Here is a 15,380-nt window from a genome sequence, read left to right as displayed (position 1 = left end):
TAGGATAATTATTCTTTTTCTTCGTTACTGTCTGTATTCCCTTTAGCAGGACTTTTTGCTACTTTTACCTTTGCTACACGAATAGGACGATCTCCTATCTTATAACCTTTAGTAAATTCCTCCAAGATAGTCCCTTCGGGAATAGTCGTTGTTTCTTCGATTTCTACAGCTTCATGCAAATATGGGTTGAAGAGTTCCCCTTTTGAAGAGTACTCAACAACACCTTTGTCTTCGAATACCTGTTTAAATTGTTGCAGGATCATTTGGAATCCTATGGCCCAATTTTTCACCTCATCAGATGTTTGAGAGGCAAATCCTAAAGCTTTTTCCATGCTTTCTATTGGAGGGAGAAAATCCAGAAGGGCATTTTCTACAGCATACTGCATCATTTCTGTACGTTCTTTCTGTAGACGTTTTCTCGAATTTTCTGCTTCAGCGAGAGCCATAAGATAACGATCATTTTTTTCTTGCAACTCGGCTTTTAAATTAGCGTTTTCTTGTTGGAGCGTTTGAAGTTCGTTATCAGGCGAAGGCTCGCTAGTCTGAATTTCTTCCGACGAGGTATTTGGGGTTTCTGTCATGATAGCTCCTTAGCAGGTAATAATTTTATAGAAGAGCGTCGAGTCAACTCTGCCGGTCTTTGAGAAGATCTAGAGTCGGTCGGACAAGGCTTTCTGAAAGACAATTTAAATTTATAAAAACTTTGGGTTAGAATCGTTTTCAAGCGTTCTGTGAATAAAGAGAGCGTGCTCAACACCTGTTGATAGGGGAGATTTATAGGGCCTAGCACACCAAACGCTCCCAGAGGAGTACGATCCATATAGTAAGGAACAGTGATTACTGTGCACGAAGGATCCGTGGTTTCTAGGATATCTGATAGCTCTCGGCCAATGAACGCAGTGGGAGTCTCTTTGTGTAGATACGCATTTAAAAGTGTACACATATGCTTGCGATTTTCAAAAAAAGCAAGTCCCTGAGCAAGCGTTTCAGGATCTTTGAAGGTTTCATATTTGAGTAACCTAGCTAACCCTGTTTGGTACAGATCTTCCTCGCTGAAGTGGCAATAACGAGTAAGATAACGGACCACAACTTCGTTGTACAAGGTCATACCAAGATCTTCTTCTTTTTGAGAAAGAAGGTTGTCTGAGGGTTGTTTTCGTAGATAACATTGTAAAAAGTGTTCGATTCTTTGCAACGAGTTCTCGGGAAGCTGTTCTGGAAGCCAGAGAACATCTGTAAACACCTGCCCGAACTCTGTTGAAAGTACAAACACTACGCGTTGGTCATCTATAGCGACTAGTTGAATGTTTGTTACCGAATCGCTTTCAAAACGTGGAGAAGAAAAACAAACAGGGAGCTGTAAGATCTCTGAGAGAATTTCAGAAGCTTTTTGTAGGTCTTTTACGATATTTTTGCTGTGCTCTGGTAAAGCTCCCAGTTTTTGTTGAATTGTTAAAAGCTCTTCTTGTTCAAGAAAGGGAGCGCAGTGGTCTGCATAATAGCGGAAAGCAAGATCGGTAGGGATTCTTCCCCCTGAGATATGGTTTTTTCTTAAAAAGCCGTCTGTTTCCAATTGAGCAAAGTAATTCCGTATCGTTGCCGAACTTAGATCGGAACAATAAGTTTCTTTGAGAAGTTTCGAGCCTACGGGCTGGCCACTTTCTAAATAAAGCTTAGTGGCCATAAGTAGGACGTGCGAAACCTTAGAATCTTTTTTTGATGCTCGCAGTTGGGACATTTCTATTCTATTTTCCATAAGTCGGTGTCATTATAGGAAAACTCGATCCTCAGGTCAAGAATTTTAGCGCTCGCGAGCAAAGAGTGCTAGATTTCTCGGATGGGAGGAATTTTTCTCGTGTGACAAGGAAGATTTTTAGAACACCAATCTAATAAATCGTCGGGAGATAGATTCTGTTTTTCTCCTGTTCGAGATTCGATCTCAAGTAGTCCTGTTTTCTGGAAAAACTTCCCAATAATTAATTTATAGGGGATTCCCAGTAGATCGCTGTCCTTTAATTTGAAGCCAAGACGCTCATTACGATCATCGAGAAGCGGCTCAAAACCTGCTGTATTTAGGCTGTGATACAATTGTGTTGCCAGAGCCTCTCCTTCGGTATCGCCACCATTATAAAGCAGAGTAATAGAGAACGGAGCAATAGCCAAAGGCCAAACGATTCCTTTGTCATCAGCCAATTGTTCTATGCAAGCAGCCAGGGTCCTTCCTACTCCAATGCCGTATGTACCCATCCAACAGAGTTGCTTATCCCCATTCTCATCCTGGAAATCTACAGAGAAACTTTCCGTGTAGCGCGTTCCAAGATTAAAGATATGAGCTACTTCAACACCTTGGAAAATTTCATAGGGGGCTCCTTGGTTTTGAGGACAGAGATCTCCAGCTTCTGCCAAAAGAAAATCCCCAAAGGTCGGAAGAGGAATATCTCGTTCCCAGTTCACGTATTTGCAATGAGTATCTTTTTGATTATTTGCGCAGATGAAGTTTGTCATAGGGCGTGTTGTTTCATCTGCATAGTAGGGGATGGGACAACATAAAGGTCCAATAAATCCTTTTTCAACATGGAGATGTTTGAGTATCTCTTCATCAGAAGCGAGTTCACAGTCATCTACTTGTAAGAAAGAAGCGACTTTGATTAGGTTGACTTGGCGGTCTCCACGAATGCAAATGGCAACAAATTGTTCGCAGCCTTTTTTGCAAGCTTTGACAACTATAGTCTTCATGATTTGTTGTTTAGGGACTTTGAAAAAGGCCTCTAACTCTTCAATAGTTCGAACTCCTGGAGTTTCAACTTCCTCTAAGGGGAGAAATTCGGAGGAGTATGCGTAGGATGGAGGGATAGCCTGTGCGGCCTCTAAATTGGCTCCATAGGAGCCGCTCACACAAATGGTATCCTCTCCAAGTGAGCAGAGGACATGAAATTCTTCAGATTTTCCTTTACCAATTTTCCCTCCATCAGCGGTAACAATGACATATTTGAGGTTCAATCGATCAAAAATGCGCTGATAGGCTGAACGAAGTTTTGCATATTGTTCATCCATTTGCTCTGGAGAGCTTGAGAATGTGTAGCTGTCCTCCATTAAAAACTCTTTTGCCCGCATGAGTCCAAATCGAGGCCGAATTTCATCACGGAACTTAGTTCCAATTTGATATAAATGGATAGGTAGTTGTTTTTTCCCCGATAGCCACTGGGCTACGAACTCTGAAACCACTTCCTCGTGGGTAGGAGCTAAACACATCTCTCGATTCTCTCTGTCTTTAAGGACATAGAGTAGTTTTTCTGATAAAAAAGCATCCCAACGGCCCGTTTTTTGCCACAATTCTGCCGACTGTAATAGGGGGAGACAAACTTCTTGACCTCCAATGGCGTTGAGCTCTTCACGGATGATCTCCGTCATTTTTAAGACAACTCTTTGGAAAAGAGGGGCGTATGAGTAAATTCCTTTAGATGTTTTGAAAAGGTAGCCGGCTTTCTCAAGAAGTTCATAGGAAAGAACAGAGGCTTCTTTGTTGGTATTCTTAGAGGTTCTGTAAAACAAAAGAGATGTTCTCATAGGGAGGCGAGGGCTTTGTATTTGTTTTTGTGAAGGAGAATCTTAGCATAGGAGGGTTTCTGGATCAATCTTTGTAATTTTGGTTCTCTCTGTATTTTAATTAGTTTCGATTTGTTTTCTTTTAATGCCTTGATATTTCGAGTGTTTGTCAAATAAAATTAATTTTATTCTGGTTTTTGTTTTTTAATTTCTATGGTTGCTATACAAGGAGCATCGGGGGCTTCTCCAGATGGACTTCCCAGAGCTAGTGGGGACGAGGAGGTGAATCCTGAAGGAGTCCTTCCCTCTGGCCAGACCGTTTCTTTTACGGCTGTCGAGAAAAATGAATCTGCTGCAGAAGTTCAGCAGGTTGCGCTTCCTATCATCCAATCAGATGGTCTGATGTCATCCCCAATTTTAGGGGGCGCTATTGGAGAGCTCGAAGTTGCTGATGTTGTTGCTGATGTCGTAGAAAAGAATGAAGCAAATGTTCAGCAAGTAGAAGAAGATCTAGAAGCTATTTTTCAAGCGATTGCTTCTGGTGAAGAGCAGCTGGAATCTTTAGAGGTGAACGGTAAAGGTTCATTAAAAGGTTCAAGACGTGCCAGTGATCGTAAAGAGGGGGTAGCCAAAAATACGCGGCCCGGATCTCTTTCTGTCCGTAATAGATTGGTAAATACTCGCTCTTCACTAAAAAGGATGGCAAAGGGGATGCGCCATCATGCGGGGTTGGTTACTTCTTCTTTGGCAGACTTACACAAAACACTTCGTGGAATTTCTCAAAAGGACCTGTTGTTGGAGCTGGGTAAGGATGGCGAAGCCGTCCTTTCTCAATTGAAAAAACTGGGATTAGAGATAGATGCAAAAGGGGAATGGAAACTTCGGTCCCATGGAGAGGTGGGGCGTTTACATCAATCGATTTATGACTTAGCACTTTTAGCAGAACGTTTGCACGAAGGGGAGTCTTTCGATCTGGATGAGGATTTTTCCAAAGAAGAGGCAAACGCATGTTGCTGTGCATGGAAAAAAGCATATCAGTTTTGCCAGGAGCACTTAATGAGTGCTTTACGAGCTGTGTATCAACAAATTTTACGTTTCTTTCGTTGGATTTCAAATAAGGTTGGGATTCATTCTAAACGTACGGATTATTATACGCGTCCAGGGGTATTCACCAATCCGTATGCTTCCTATTTAGGCTCTAACCCTCCTTTAGAAGATCCGCGTTCTTTGCGAGATCGGTTGCGGGATGGCGCAGCAGAAGACTCTCTGTTCGTCATGCCGCAGGATGAAAGCTTGGATTCAGAATCTGTGTCCGATGATGATAGGGGGTGGCAATAAAATATTTTAAGGGGTTTGTACAGCAACTAATCCTGGGTTATCTGCTGAATGGAAAGAGATGCATTGATGGACTGGAGCCATATTAAAGGGCAAACCTAGGAGTCGAATGATCTCTTCATTAAAGGTTATTTTGGAAAGAATGGGTTCTGTGCTGATTTGGTGAGGGTTTTGTTCCTTATTTTTTTTGCTAAGCAAATAGCGGACGATATGGGCGATTTGTTTCCCAGATAATTTATAGTCTACACTGCATGCCGCGCATGCTCCTTCCGTAACAAGAGAAGAATCATCGGTAACGAGAGGAATATTTTCCTTTAAGATACTTTTAATCAGCGCGGTTCCCATTTTTTCTGATAAGGAAGAAAGAGGGAAAAAGACTGCGGATGGACGATTTTCGGCAATAAATTGAATACGGGAAGAAACATTTGCTGTGGAGATCGGAAGTCCCGTTACTTTAATCCCTGAGGCGCGGAGCTTCGTGGTGATTTCTTCTTGCAAAGAAGAGGGGAAAGGTTCATGAGGCTGCAGGTAAATCAAAGAAGTCGCGTTGTTGGTTACAGCATGAATTGCAAAACAGCACTGATTGATATCTACACTATCATGGACCCCATAGATATTGGCTTGTTCTTTTGGGAAGCGGAGCGCTTCTCCTGAAGGGACCACAGCATAGATGATCGGCTTCTGCGTCTCAATTTGACTCATTACTTTGGTAGCGATGGGTCCTAGGGTAACAATTGTAACGATATTGGGGTCTTTATGAAGATTTCGAGCAATTTTTCTTGCTTTGACCACATTGTCTTCAGCATTAAATAGTGAAATAGAAGGCATGTTGCCAAAACTTACAAGCTCTTTTTGGCAGCTCTCGATACATTCGCTAAGCGAATTATGAGAGAATGAAGAGAAGATTGCTATGCAAGGGGTTGTCGGCTCGGTACGAAAAGAAACTACAACTACTGAAATGAAAGAACAAGCTAAAGAAGCGCAAAAAACATAGCCAAAAATTTTTCGCAAAAGCATAGAACCCCTATTCCTGCTATTACTGCAAAGCGGGAGTCATTTGTAACCGTTCACAGGCCGCTAATACGTCTTCACGTTTTCCTAGAGAAGAGAAGCGAACAAACCCTGAACCACAAAGACCGAATCCAATCCCTGGTGTAACTGCGATATGGTATTCTTGTAAGAAAAAGTCAAAAAGATCCTCGTCAGCAATGGTTTCCATAGTAGGTTTGACCCATAAATACGGAGCGTGTTCGCCTCCGAATACTTGATACCCCGCTTCCAATAGAGAATTTCTAAGTAAAGCGCTATTCTCTCTGTAATAGCGAACAGCTTCAAGTTTTGGAAGAATGGAAAGACCTGCGATTCCAGCTTCTTGAGCTGGGATAGAGGCTCCGTTGAAAGTCGTTGAAAGGAAGCGTTCCCAATCGCGAATTACGGGAAGGCCTTCTCTATAGACTAACTCTTTAGGCACAACAGTCCATCCTAATCGAACGCCGGCAAATCCGAGGGGCTTAGAGAAGGAATTGATTTCTATTGCACAAAACCGTGCATCAGGAATTTCGAAGATGCTTTTAGGAAGGGACGGATCTGCGATGAAGGTGCTATAAGCCGCATCGAATAAAATGAGAATATCATGTTCTATCGCATAATGCACGATTGCTCGCAGTTGATTGGTATTTAAAACAGTCCCCGTTGGATTATTGGGGGAGCATAGGCACAAAATATCAATGTGAGTATTCGTAGGAAATACAGGGAAAAAGTCATTTTCTTGTAAACATGGAAGAGTAACAATTTCCTTAGCACCTGTTAAGCGGGCGATATCGACATAAGCCGGGTAAGAGGGATCTTGAACAGCAATTACTTGATTAGGGCCGAAAAATGAGAGCAAACGAAAGAGATCAACTTTAGCGCCATCAGAAATGAAGATTTCTTCCGCGTCAACGCAGCCATGATAAAAATCTTTGGATAATTTTTGTCTTAAGGATGGCAACCCAAAATCCGGACCATATCCGCAATAAGTCTCAGGAGAACTCAAACGCATAATCGACTCGGAAAAAGCTTCCGCAACACTCGTATCCAAAGGTTGGGTTGTATCTCCTATGGACAAACTGATCACTCGATGTTGGGGATTGTCTAAACGGAATTGAGTAACTCGCTTTTGTAAATCAGAGAATAAGTAATTTGTCGCTAAAGATGCGAAATTATGATTTCTCTTCATAAACCACCCACTTCGAAAGAAACATAAGGGAATCAAAATAGCGGACGGTACTATAAAGGTGGGGCTCTCATATGTCTAGTCTAATTTTTAGGTGGCTAGAAGCCGTAACTCAACCTAAAACCATAGTAATCACATTCTTTTCGGACGAATTGTCCTTCATAAGAAAATCCCTGATGGTACTCGATCACAGCACGAACTTTTCGACCGATATCCTGGAATTTAGACCATTCCATTCCTAATATATAAGTCTGGTCTATAGAAAAGTCTTGCTCCTCCCAGAAACGAAAATGCATAGCAAAGATAGGTTGAGCGTGAAGATTATCTTCGCGTAATCCGAAAGGCCGGAGCTCTAACCCTCCTTCAAAGTAAAGAGGATCTTCAGGGAAGGTTAGGTCTCGGCTGATAATGTATCCTATTCCTCCGTAGACACGTATTTGTGGTGTGTAGCGGAAAGAAGCAAAGAAATCTATTGCCTCGTCGCTACGATTATAACGGTTTTTAGGAGGCAACTGGTTTGCGAGGATAAACTCGTCTCCAAGATGAGAAGAAAGATGCCATAGTCGCAAACGATAGCTCCATTTATTTACAGCAAAACTGCATAAAGCGGAGATAAAAAAGTCCGAATTCACCATGCAGGCGTCTGGATTTTCTAGGTCGAATACAGAAAAAACCGCACCTTGGAGACCGATGTCCATGTCTCCATGGAAACGCGAAACATCGAACAATCGTAAAAAGATGAAATCTCCTCCAAATACTGCGGATCCCACACGTTTCCCTATGACTTCATCATCGAAACGAATGCCTGCGCTGTTAGTTGCTTGTCTAGGATCGGCTACAAGAGGTGGAAAGAGGATTGTGTTTTGCGGCAGCCAAATAGCCTCTTTTCCACATACTTTTGTGCAGAAGGAACGTTGTTCTGGAAGAGAAGCTGTGCCTTGAGGCCCTTGATGGTGACAGGTTTGATAGGAAGCCTGACAGATTTCTACTGAGTGGATAAAAGGTAGGTCTTTAATTAGATTAATGATGGCATTACGTGTTACAGCATCTGTAGGGAGGGAGAATAGATAGGCTGTTTGATTTTCGACAACGACTTGACAACAGCTATCTAAAAAATGCATGTCGATCAGAGCCTGTACATAACCAGTGTGATAGCAAGCATCGTCAGCATGAATTATGTTTTCAGGGAGTTGATCGGTGTGAGTTACCTCTTTCCAGTTATTTTGGCAATCGGGACAAGAATTTGGTTCATTGGCAACAGCTATCTGAAAGACAAAAGAAAGAACGTAAAAGAAACAACCGAAACGTAGAGGTTTCATCTTTTTGGCGTGGGTTAGGGATTGCCTCGTTATAACTCGGAAGCTGAGAAAAAACAAGATTTTTGGGAGAAGGGGGGTAAAGTTTTTTTGAGAATTAAAATAAACTTGTATTTTAGAGGGAAATGAAATCCGGAATAGGTATTCTTGTGAGCTAGTAAACGATAAAAGGACGCGTACTACTACTACGCTTCCTTCAAATTCCTGAAAAGGAGAAGGAGAGAATTTTGTTAGAAGGCTTTTGGGTTGTGGAAGTGAGAGTTACTACAAAGGCACGAGAAAATAGAGTCTTATGTCTGGACGATGGTATATTAAGGGTTCGAGTGACAGAAGCTCCGGAAAGAGGTAAGGCTAATGACGCAGTCATAGAATTGTTAGCCGATTTTTTGTCGCTTCCTAAGAATGACGTCACTTTGATAGCGGGAGAGGCTTCTCGTAGGAAGAAGGTGTTGTTGCCTAGAGCGGTGAAACCTTTGCTATTTGAGCGGTTTCCTCAAATGGCTTCCCCTACCCTAGGGAAAAAAGGCTAGGGGAATTTTTATGTTTAAACGATAACTAATCCGTCTGGAGCTGGAGGATAATCATAGCCTATAGGCAGTTCTCCAGCTAAAAATTGTTCGAACACAGCAACCCCCGCCTCGGGAGATGTGATACAGAACAAACAGTTACTGATCCACTCGGAACCTCGGATAGTTCCTGCTTTGAGATTAATCTCATAAGCATGAGCTACTTTTTCTTTCCAGTATTCAACAGGCCCAATCAGAAAAATAGGGGTAGGAGGCTTTGCTCCAGTTTTCAAGTAGACGAGTTCTAGATAAAGCTCAAAATCTGTTCCGACCCCACCAACGACTAAAATAGCAAGATCTGCATAAAAATGTTCTTGTCTTTCTATAAGCTGTGGGAGCCGGTACGTCATTTTGGCATCCAAGAATTCGTTTGCTGGCTGGTCGATTTGTGCAGGTGAGGCTTCTAAATCGAGGACAGTTCCGCAAGAAAGAATGCCAAGTTCTTTTGCGACGCGATTTCCTGTGGCCATGACACCGGTTCCTCCCCCAGTGATTACGGCTAGAGGGGTAGGTTTGGAGAAGCCTGGAATGCCGTGGGTATGTGCCGCCCGTTGTAGTCCTGCAAGAAGAGTATGGAGTTGGGCGGAAAAGTTATTTTCGAGAAGACGAGATCCATAAATAGCTACGAAAAAAGCTGAACGGAATTCTTCAACACGATCTTTAACAACGAACATTCCACTATTCTTATCGCGTCGTTTTGTGTATTGCAAGACGCGACCACTTTCTTCATCTGCCCAGAATACATCAATACCGGCCTGATGAAGGTCTAATAACAATCCTCTGTCATTATGAGAGAAGTAGTCTCCATACGTATAGGAAGGCACTTGGAAATAAATTTGCTTGAGATAGTGGCGTACATGATAGGAGATCAACATCCCCTTCAAGCTAGAAGAAGGGAAAAAGCGGGAGAGCAAAGCGCCTTCACTATTAATAAGGCCCATTTCCATTGCTTCCAAAAAAGGATAGCAGGGCTGTGCATGGATATATTCGTCCTTGACTGCTTGGTTTTCACTACATTGATATGCAGCTGCAGATCCTGTAAGCCAAGAATCTGCATAAAGAGAAGGAATTTCGCTTCCTTTGGATAAATAAGTAGCAGCTTTTACAGGGCCTTGAGGAGCTGTTCCAAATATTTTTTTGATTTCGCTTTCGGATTGCAAGGTTGTTTGCAATAAATCTCGATTACAGAAGTAGGAGTGCTCTTTGTAGGGTTCAATAGTGAAAAATTCTAAAGGGATTCTCTCTATTGATGTGGATGGGTTTCCAAAAAATTCGAAAATGTCTCCAGATTCTTGAGTTGTCGGCTCTAAAATGTTAGCAGAAGTATGGAAGAGCCCTTGAGGAAGAAGTTGATTGACCACGCGAGCAAATACTGTGCGGATATGAAGAGGCTCTGTCTTGATCAAAAGAATATTGCCTTCACAAGGAATATGTTGTCCCTCCGCAATCTGTTGATAAAGGGACAAGAAGTGACGAATGCTTAATTTGGGGTTGCTGAGAGATTTTTGAATCAGAGGAAGAAGGCCGTAGATGTCTGAGTCATAACGAACGATGCCCGGTAGAGTGGGGAGGGATACAACAAGACGGTCATCTACTACATCGAAAGAAATAAGATGTTCCAGTTTTTTCCCAAAGCAAAGCAGGGGGTGTCCAGCCTTATCAGTATTTTTTAGCATGCTTTCAAGATAATCGGGAGAGCGGACCAATCTACGCTCGTCTGCAGCAAATAGTTTGGCTACTCGATCTCCGGGCTTGAGAAGAGTGAGCATAGATTCCGCAACGGGGCCGTGGCTAGTAAATTGTGCGTGTATATGAGCTCGCTTCTGGTTTTTGCTGAGCTCACAGTGAAGAAGAGTTGCATCTATTCCTAGTTGGGCTAAGGAACTTTTTAGATTGAGATGAACGCAATGAAGAGGTAATTGGAATCCCAGGAAGTAGGAGGGGATATTTTGAATTTCGATTTCTCCTTCATACACACCGGTACTGATTAATTGAAGAGAAGAACATAAATAGCCGTCTGGAGAGACGGCATCGTGGCAAGAGTGAAAGAGTGTCATTGGAATCCTCGTAGGTGAAGAACCAGCTTATCGGAAAAATTTTTAAAAAGAGAAGTCAAAGAATTTATATGCATACTTAACACGAGGTTTGTAAAGGGTTTATTTTGAAAATATAGAAAATCTAGGGTTTCAAAAGGGGGAAAGCTTTCCGCGGAACGCTTGATATTAATCCTAAACAACAAGTAGGATGGAGGATTTTCAGCTTTTGGATAGGATACTACCGCCTAGGTTTGTTTGTTGTTCTATTGTCGAGAGGATCACGGAGGATAATGAGAATGCAAATTCCAAGAAGTGTTGGCACACATGATGGTTCTTTTCACGCCGACGAAGTGACGGCTTGCGCTTTATTGATTATGTTTGATCTTGTTGATGAGAACAAAATTATTCGCACCAGAGATCCTGAAAAGTTAGCGCAATGTGAGTACGTTTGTGATGTGGGAGGGAGATACTCCGCAGAAGATAAGCGTTTCGATCATCATCAGGTGTCGTATGCTGGTTCTTGGAGTAGTGCTGGGATGGTTCTTGATTATTTGCATAATCTAGGATTCCTCTCTCATGAAGAATATGAATATCTCAATAACACGCTAGTACATGGTGTGGATGAGCAAGATAACGGACGATTTTTTTCTAAGGAAGGGTTCTGTTCTTTCTCAGACATCATTAAAATTTATAATCCCTTGGAAGAGGGAGGGAATACCGATAAAGAATTTTTCTTCGCTTTGCATTTTGCGATAGATCTGCTTACTCGTTTACGAGATAAGTTTCGTTACGATCGTATGTGTCGAGATGTTGTCAAGCAAGTTATGGAGAAGGAAGATGTTTGTTTGCGCTTTGATCGTCCATTAGCGTGGCAGGAGAATTTTTTCTCCTTAGGAGGAGAAAATCATCCTGCGGCTTTTGTCAGTTTTCCCTGTTCGGATCAATGGATTTTACGAGGGATTCCCCCTACTCTGGATCGTCGAATGGAGGTAAGAATTCCTTTTCCAGAAGAGTGGGCGGGGTTATTGGGAGATCAGTTGGTTAAGGTTACAGGAATCCCTGGAGCAGTTTTTTGTCACAAAGGGTTGTTCCTCTCCGTTTGGGATAGTCGGGAAAGTTGTGAAGAGGCGCTGAATTTAGTATTAAAACAGCAGGGAGTGGAATGACTACAATTTTTGAACGTATTATAGAAGGTTCCGTCGAATGCGATAAGGTTTTTGAGGATGAAAATTTTATCGTAATTAAGGATAAGTTTCCTCAGGCTCCAGTGCATTTGCTTATTATTCCAAAGAAGCATATTGAAAAATTACAAGATATGCAAAGCAATGATTTTCTCTTGCTTGCAGAAGCGGGTAAGATTATTCAGATGATGGCCCGCGATTTCGGTATAGAAAATGGATATCGTGTGGTGATCAATAATGGTTTAGAGGGGGGACAAAGCGTATTCCACCTACATATTCATCTTCTTGGCGGAGGCTTATTAGGCTCCATCGCATAGTTTATTTCTTCATCATGTGTTGTGGGCATTGTTCTGATTCGATTCAGCGGCAGATGCTTTTTCATGAGTATGGTGCGGCAGCACAAGAGGCAAAAATTCTTTTATCTTCCGAATGTTCTTTACAAGAGGTGCGTGTAGCATTACAGGCTTTAGCCCTGCACCATGAATATTCGGCTTGGGAAGCAGCTTTTCTTCATTCTAAAAAACGTTTTTCTTCATTGGAATTTGATCGCGATGTGCATGAAGATCTTGCTGCTACCCTTCTTCAAAAAAACATTCGACATCCTTCGCTTACAGTTCGGGTGATTACTATTTTGGCCGCAGGCATGGCTCACGATTATCGATTAGTGCCTATAATTTTGCAGGCTTTGTCTGATGATAGCGATACGGTTAGACAGATCGCTTTACAGGTAGCTGCTATGTATGGTTCCAGTAGTTTACTTCGTGCTCTGAGCGATTTGGCAAAAAATGATTCCTCGATGCAGGTTCGAGTTGCGGCGTATCGAGCTGCAGCCTTGTTAGAGATCACGGATTTAACTTCTCATTTGAGGGGCGTTGTCCAAAATTCGCAATTAGATGGAACTGAGCGAAGAGAGGCGTGGAGAGCCTTGTGTTTGCTTGCGAATCCCCAATGCCCGGTGTTAATGGGTATTGATCAGGCTCTAATGACTTGTGAAATGTTAAAAGAGCATCCAGAAAAATATGTAGAAGAAGAAGTTTTGCAATTATTTGCTGCGGATCACCCGGATGTTCAGTTGGCTACTTTACAGGTTGTTTTAAGAATGGGTAAAGAGTTTCGATCGGCCGCTATAATAGAATCTGTGCGGAAGTTGGCTTGTCATTCTCCCTCTGCGCGTGTGCAGATGCAAGCTGCAGCGATTCTTTATCTACAAGAAGACCCTTTAGGAGAGGATAAGTTGATTGAAGGGTTGTCATCTTCTTCTAGTATGCTTTGTGAAGCTGCTTCGGAAGCTATTTGCTCCTTAGGTATTCAAGGCGCTCATTTAGCTGGGCGGTTTTTATCAACAGTACAAGGGACTCGTGCTCAGGTAAATCTTGCTTTTGTGCTTTTAGTAAGTAGAGAAAAGATAGAAGAGGCAGGGGATATCATAGCTATGTTTATGCAACGAATAGAGCCCTGTCGAGCGCTGGAACGATTTTTGTGTGAAGATCAAAAAATTCTTATCCCACCATCTCCTTTACAAGCAGAAATTATCAAAAGAGATTTAGCGAAAAAGATTATCTGTTTATTAGCCGCTGCTCAATACAGTAAGGTAAAAGAGGTTGTTGCTCAGTATTTAGCTGGGCAGCAGGTGGGATGGAGTTTTTGTTCTGGTGTGTTATTGGCTGAAGGGGATTGCGAATCTTTCGGGGAACCTACGCAAGAAGAGAGCTTTGCTTCTGTTTTAGAGCAAGCTCTCTTTTCTTTACAACGTGAGGGGGAAGAGGCTGGATTGAATGCAGTAATCGATCTATACCCACAGAGCCGTTGGCAAGACAAGCTGACCATCTTGGAGGCAATCGCGTATTCGGAAAATAGAAAGGCGACATGTTTTTTAAGAGGCCGCTGTGTGCAAGAATCAGCTTCTTTGCAATCTGCGGCAGCGGGAGCTTTATTCGCCTTGTTTAAGTAGAAATCCGTTAATCTTTGCGGCGATTTTTTAAGATTTTCAGAGTTTTAGCTGAAAGTTTACAGGCCGTCTTTTTCGCTACAAAACGTGGAGTATTCCTGAAATCTTGGTTCCTAGAGCCTGGAGCGCTATTTATGGGTTTAGGAGTTTCGTAACAGGTTGGGGGAAATTCTGTTAATAAAGTGTAGCGTTCTGTTCCAGATTGGACTGGGACCCTGACAGATGATAGAACTATTTTTTTGGAGAGGCTCTGCCAACGCGCTGTGCTTTTTTGGGAAATCCGAGCACAAGAGAAGGCTCCTATGCAGAGGACAATTGCCAGACCCAGTAGAATGAGGGGAATGAAGAAGGCTGTGGGAGCGGCAATGACGAATTGAATGATGGCTCCGGTAATGGCAAGAAGGGCGGCAGTCAGCGTGCTGCATAAAGTAAGTATGTCTAAGCAACGAACTCGAGAACAGAGACGAAGCATTTCTTGGTGAGTTTCCGTTAAGGGGGTTGATGCAGATGGGGCGAGACCTTGTAAAGAAGTAATTGGTCCCCCAGGGTTCAAACCTTTCGTTGGATGGTTTTTGCAACGTAAAACAGAGAGCTTAAATTTTGGGTGGGCGGTTGGTAGATTAGGAGAAACAACGGCAACATCTACGCTCGTTGGAGAAACGATGCTATCGCATAAATTGCAATAGTAATAGTGATCATCCTGCAAAGAGACTTTCTTGCATCCTGGATAACAGGGAATAGATCCGAACACGCTTTTACCCTCTTGTAAACGTTTTTGCAGCCGGGCAAAAATTTTAACAAAAGTTTTTTTGTTTTCAACGAGTTTAATATTTTGTTTTAAGTGGTTTTTGTTGATTTTAATTTTAGTTTTTAAGATTTAGTTGTTTTAGTTCTTATAAAAGAAGCTATTACATTTGTGAGAAAATATGCTAAAACAAAAATGTAGATTGTTTTTTATACAAGGAGTTATGTGTTTAACCTGTAGCTTACTGTGTTATTGTAGGAAGTTACTCAAGGGAAGCGTGGCATATGCCGATGAAGCATTGTTTCAAGCTTTCCTTACGACTCTGATAGATGTGATTTCTGATATTAAACGGTTGCCTAACGGTTCAGAATAATAACTATTTTTTTATGTCCTCTTCTTTTGAGAGAAGAGGACATTTTTCTTTTTCTAGAAAATCTTTTTCTTTCCTTTCTCTTCCCAGTGTGTATGATTTGCCCCTGCTAAAAAAGAAGA

General features: G+C 42.2%; 14 protein-coding genes. 6 read left to right on the top strand and 8 right to left on the bottom strand.

Annotated elements, in window-relative coordinates; all coding sequences use genetic code 11:
• Window positions 1-8: 8 nt before the first annotated feature.
• The 3 genes from B6E89_RS02155 to B6E89_RS02145 all read right to left on the bottom strand — a co-directional run bounded on the left by B6E89_RS02155 (window position 9) and on the right by B6E89_RS02145 (window position 3,567).
• Complete coding sequence (locus tag B6E89_RS02155; RefSeq protein WP_035406480.1) at window positions 9-581, bottom strand: nucleotide exchange factor GrpE; 573 nt, start codon at window positions 579-581, stop codon at window positions 9-11.
• Window positions 578-1,756 carry a heat-inducible transcriptional repressor HrcA gene (hrcA, locus tag B6E89_RS02150; protein ID WP_087877858.1) on the bottom strand — a complete coding sequence of 393 codons (1,179 nt, stop codon included), beginning with the start codon at window positions 1,754-1,756 and terminating at the stop codon, window positions 578-580. Before hrcA ends, B6E89_RS02155 begins: the two co-directional genes overlap by 4 nt.
• A 68-nt stretch (window positions 1,757-1,824) precedes the next feature.
• The gene (locus B6E89_RS02145; protein WP_080133061.1) at window positions 1,825-3,567 is read right to left on the bottom strand and encodes a proline--tRNA ligase; all 1,743 of its coding nucleotides are present in this window, start codon (window positions 3,565-3,567) and stop codon (window positions 1,825-1,827) included.
• 186 nt (window positions 3,568-3,753) lie between these two features.
• Between B6E89_RS02145 and B6E89_RS02140 the strand changes: the two genes are divergently transcribed.
• Window positions 3,754-4,884, top strand: a complete 1,131-nt coding sequence (locus B6E89_RS02140) for a CT392 family protein (RefSeq protein ID WP_080133059.1) — start codon at window positions 3,754-3,756, stop codon at window positions 4,882-4,884.
• A gap of 6 nt (window positions 4,885-4,890) precedes the next feature.
• Here the strand turns inward: B6E89_RS02140 and B6E89_RS02135 are convergent, their stop codons facing one another.
• The 3 genes from B6E89_RS02135 to B6E89_RS02125 all read right to left on the bottom strand — a co-directional run bounded on the left by B6E89_RS02135 (window position 4,891) and on the right by B6E89_RS02125 (window position 8,415).
• The gene (locus B6E89_RS02135; protein ID WP_080133056.1) at window positions 4,891-5,898 is read right to left on the bottom strand and encodes an ABC transporter substrate-binding protein; all 1,008 of its coding nucleotides are present in this window, start codon (window positions 5,896-5,898) and stop codon (window positions 4,891-4,893) included.
• Window positions 5,899-5,917: 19 nt separating this feature from the next.
• Window positions 5,918-7,099: an LL-diaminopimelate aminotransferase gene (locus tag B6E89_RS02130; protein ID WP_080133053.1), complete on the bottom strand. Its 1,182-nt coding sequence runs from the start codon at window positions 7,097-7,099 to the stop codon at window positions 5,918-5,920.
• 95 nt (window positions 7,100-7,194) lie between these two features.
• Window positions 7,195-8,415 (bottom strand): DUF1207 domain-containing protein, encoded by a 1,221-nt coding sequence (locus B6E89_RS02125; protein WP_080121460.1) that lies wholly within the window; start codon window positions 8,413-8,415, stop codon window positions 7,195-7,197.
• Window positions 8,416-8,639: 224 nt separating this feature from the next.
• On the opposite strand from B6E89_RS02125, the gene B6E89_RS02120 reads away from it, so the two are divergent.
• Window positions 8,640-8,942 carry a DUF167 family protein gene (locus tag B6E89_RS02120; RefSeq protein ID WP_035406461.1) on the top strand — a complete coding sequence of 101 codons (303 nt, stop codon included), beginning with the start codon at window positions 8,640-8,642 and terminating at the stop codon, window positions 8,940-8,942.
• Window positions 8,943-8,956: 14 nt separating this feature from the next.
• On the opposite strand, the gene B6E89_RS02115 is transcribed toward B6E89_RS02120, so the two are convergent.
• Window positions 8,957-11,035 (bottom strand): LOG family protein, encoded by a 2,079-nt coding sequence (locus B6E89_RS02115; RefSeq protein ID WP_080123804.1) that lies wholly within the window; start codon window positions 11,033-11,035, stop codon window positions 8,957-8,959.
• A gap of 275 nt (window positions 11,036-11,310) precedes the next feature.
• On the opposite strand from B6E89_RS02115, the gene B6E89_RS02105 reads away from it, so the two are divergent.
• The 3 genes from B6E89_RS02105 to B6E89_RS02095 are packed head-to-tail and all read left to right on the top strand — an operon-like array spanning window position 11,311 to window position 14,146.
• Entirely contained in the window at window positions 11,311-12,180 is an 870-nt protein-coding gene (locus tag B6E89_RS02105; protein WP_035406456.1) for an MYG1 family protein, read from the top strand.
• Complete coding sequence (locus tag B6E89_RS02100) at window positions 12,177-12,512, top strand: HIT domain-containing protein (protein WP_035406452.1); 336 nt, start codon at window positions 12,177-12,179, stop codon at window positions 12,510-12,512. Before B6E89_RS02105 ends, B6E89_RS02100 begins: the two co-directional genes overlap by 4 nt.
• 14 nt (window positions 12,513-12,526) lie before the next feature.
• Complete coding sequence (locus B6E89_RS02095) at window positions 12,527-14,146, top strand: HEAT repeat domain-containing protein (protein ID WP_099156069.1); 1,620 nt, start codon at window positions 12,527-12,529, stop codon at window positions 14,144-14,146.
• 7 nt (window positions 14,147-14,153) lie between these two features.
• Here B6E89_RS02095 and B6E89_RS02090 read toward each other — a convergent pair whose 3' ends face one another.
• Complete coding sequence (locus B6E89_RS02090; protein WP_080133046.1) at window positions 14,154-14,894, bottom strand: hypothetical protein; 741 nt, start codon at window positions 14,892-14,894, stop codon at window positions 14,154-14,156.
• Between the two features lie 175 nt (window positions 14,895-15,069).
• Here B6E89_RS02090 and B6E89_RS02085 point away from each other — a divergent pair, with 175 nt between their 5' ends.
• Complete coding sequence (locus B6E89_RS02085; protein WP_080133043.1) at window positions 15,070-15,261, top strand: hypothetical protein; 192 nt, start codon at window positions 15,070-15,072, stop codon at window positions 15,259-15,261.
• Window positions 15,262-15,380 lie beyond the last annotated feature (119 nt).

The sequence above is a fragment of the Chlamydia suis genome (genome assembly GCF_900169085.1).
GTDB classification, from domain to species: domain Bacteria; phylum Chlamydiota; class Chlamydiia; order Chlamydiales; family Chlamydiaceae; genus Chlamydia; species Chlamydia suis.
Note: the sequence above shows the minus strand (reverse complement) of the source record. Positions and strands in the feature narration are given on the sequence as shown.

Bases quoted from the DNA above. Each gene is read 5' to 3' on its own strand.
- B6E89_RS02155 (WP_035406480.1), bottom strand. From the start codon at position 581: ATGACAGAAACCCCAAATACCTCGTCGGAAGAAATTCAGACTAGCGAG.
- hrcA (WP_087877858.1), bottom strand. From the start codon at position 1,756: ATGGAAAATAGAATAGAAATGTCCCAACTGCGAGCATCAAAAAAAGAT.
- B6E89_RS02145 (WP_080133061.1), bottom strand. From the start codon at position 3,567: ATGAGAACATCTCTTTTGTTTTACAGAACCTCTAAGAATACCAACAAA.
- B6E89_RS02135 (WP_080133056.1), bottom strand. From the start codon at position 5,898: ATGCTTTTGCGAAAAATTTTTGGCTATGTTTTTTGCGCTTCTTTAGCT.
- B6E89_RS02130 (WP_080133053.1), bottom strand. From the start codon at position 7,099: ATGAAGAGAAATCATAATTTCGCATCTTTAGCGACAAATTACTTATTC.
- B6E89_RS02125 (WP_080121460.1), bottom strand. From the start codon at position 8,415: ATGAAACCTCTACGTTTCGGTTGTTTCTTTTACGTTCTTTCTTTTGTC.
- B6E89_RS02115 (WP_080123804.1), bottom strand. From the start codon at position 11,035: ATGACACTCTTTCACTCTTGCCACGATGCCGTCTCTCCAGACGGCTAT.
- B6E89_RS02105 (WP_035406456.1), top strand. From the start codon at position 11,311: ATGCAAATTCCAAGAAGTGTTGGCACACATGATGGTTCTTTTCACGCC.
- B6E89_RS02100 (WP_035406452.1), top strand. From the start codon at position 12,177: ATGACTACAATTTTTGAACGTATTATAGAAGGTTCCGTCGAATGCGAT.
- B6E89_RS02095 (WP_099156069.1), top strand. From the start codon at position 12,527: ATGTGTTGTGGGCATTGTTCTGATTCGATTCAGCGGCAGATGCTTTTT.
- B6E89_RS02085 (WP_080133043.1), top strand. From the start codon at position 15,070: ATGCTAAAACAAAAATGTAGATTGTTTTTTATACAAGGAGTTATGTGT.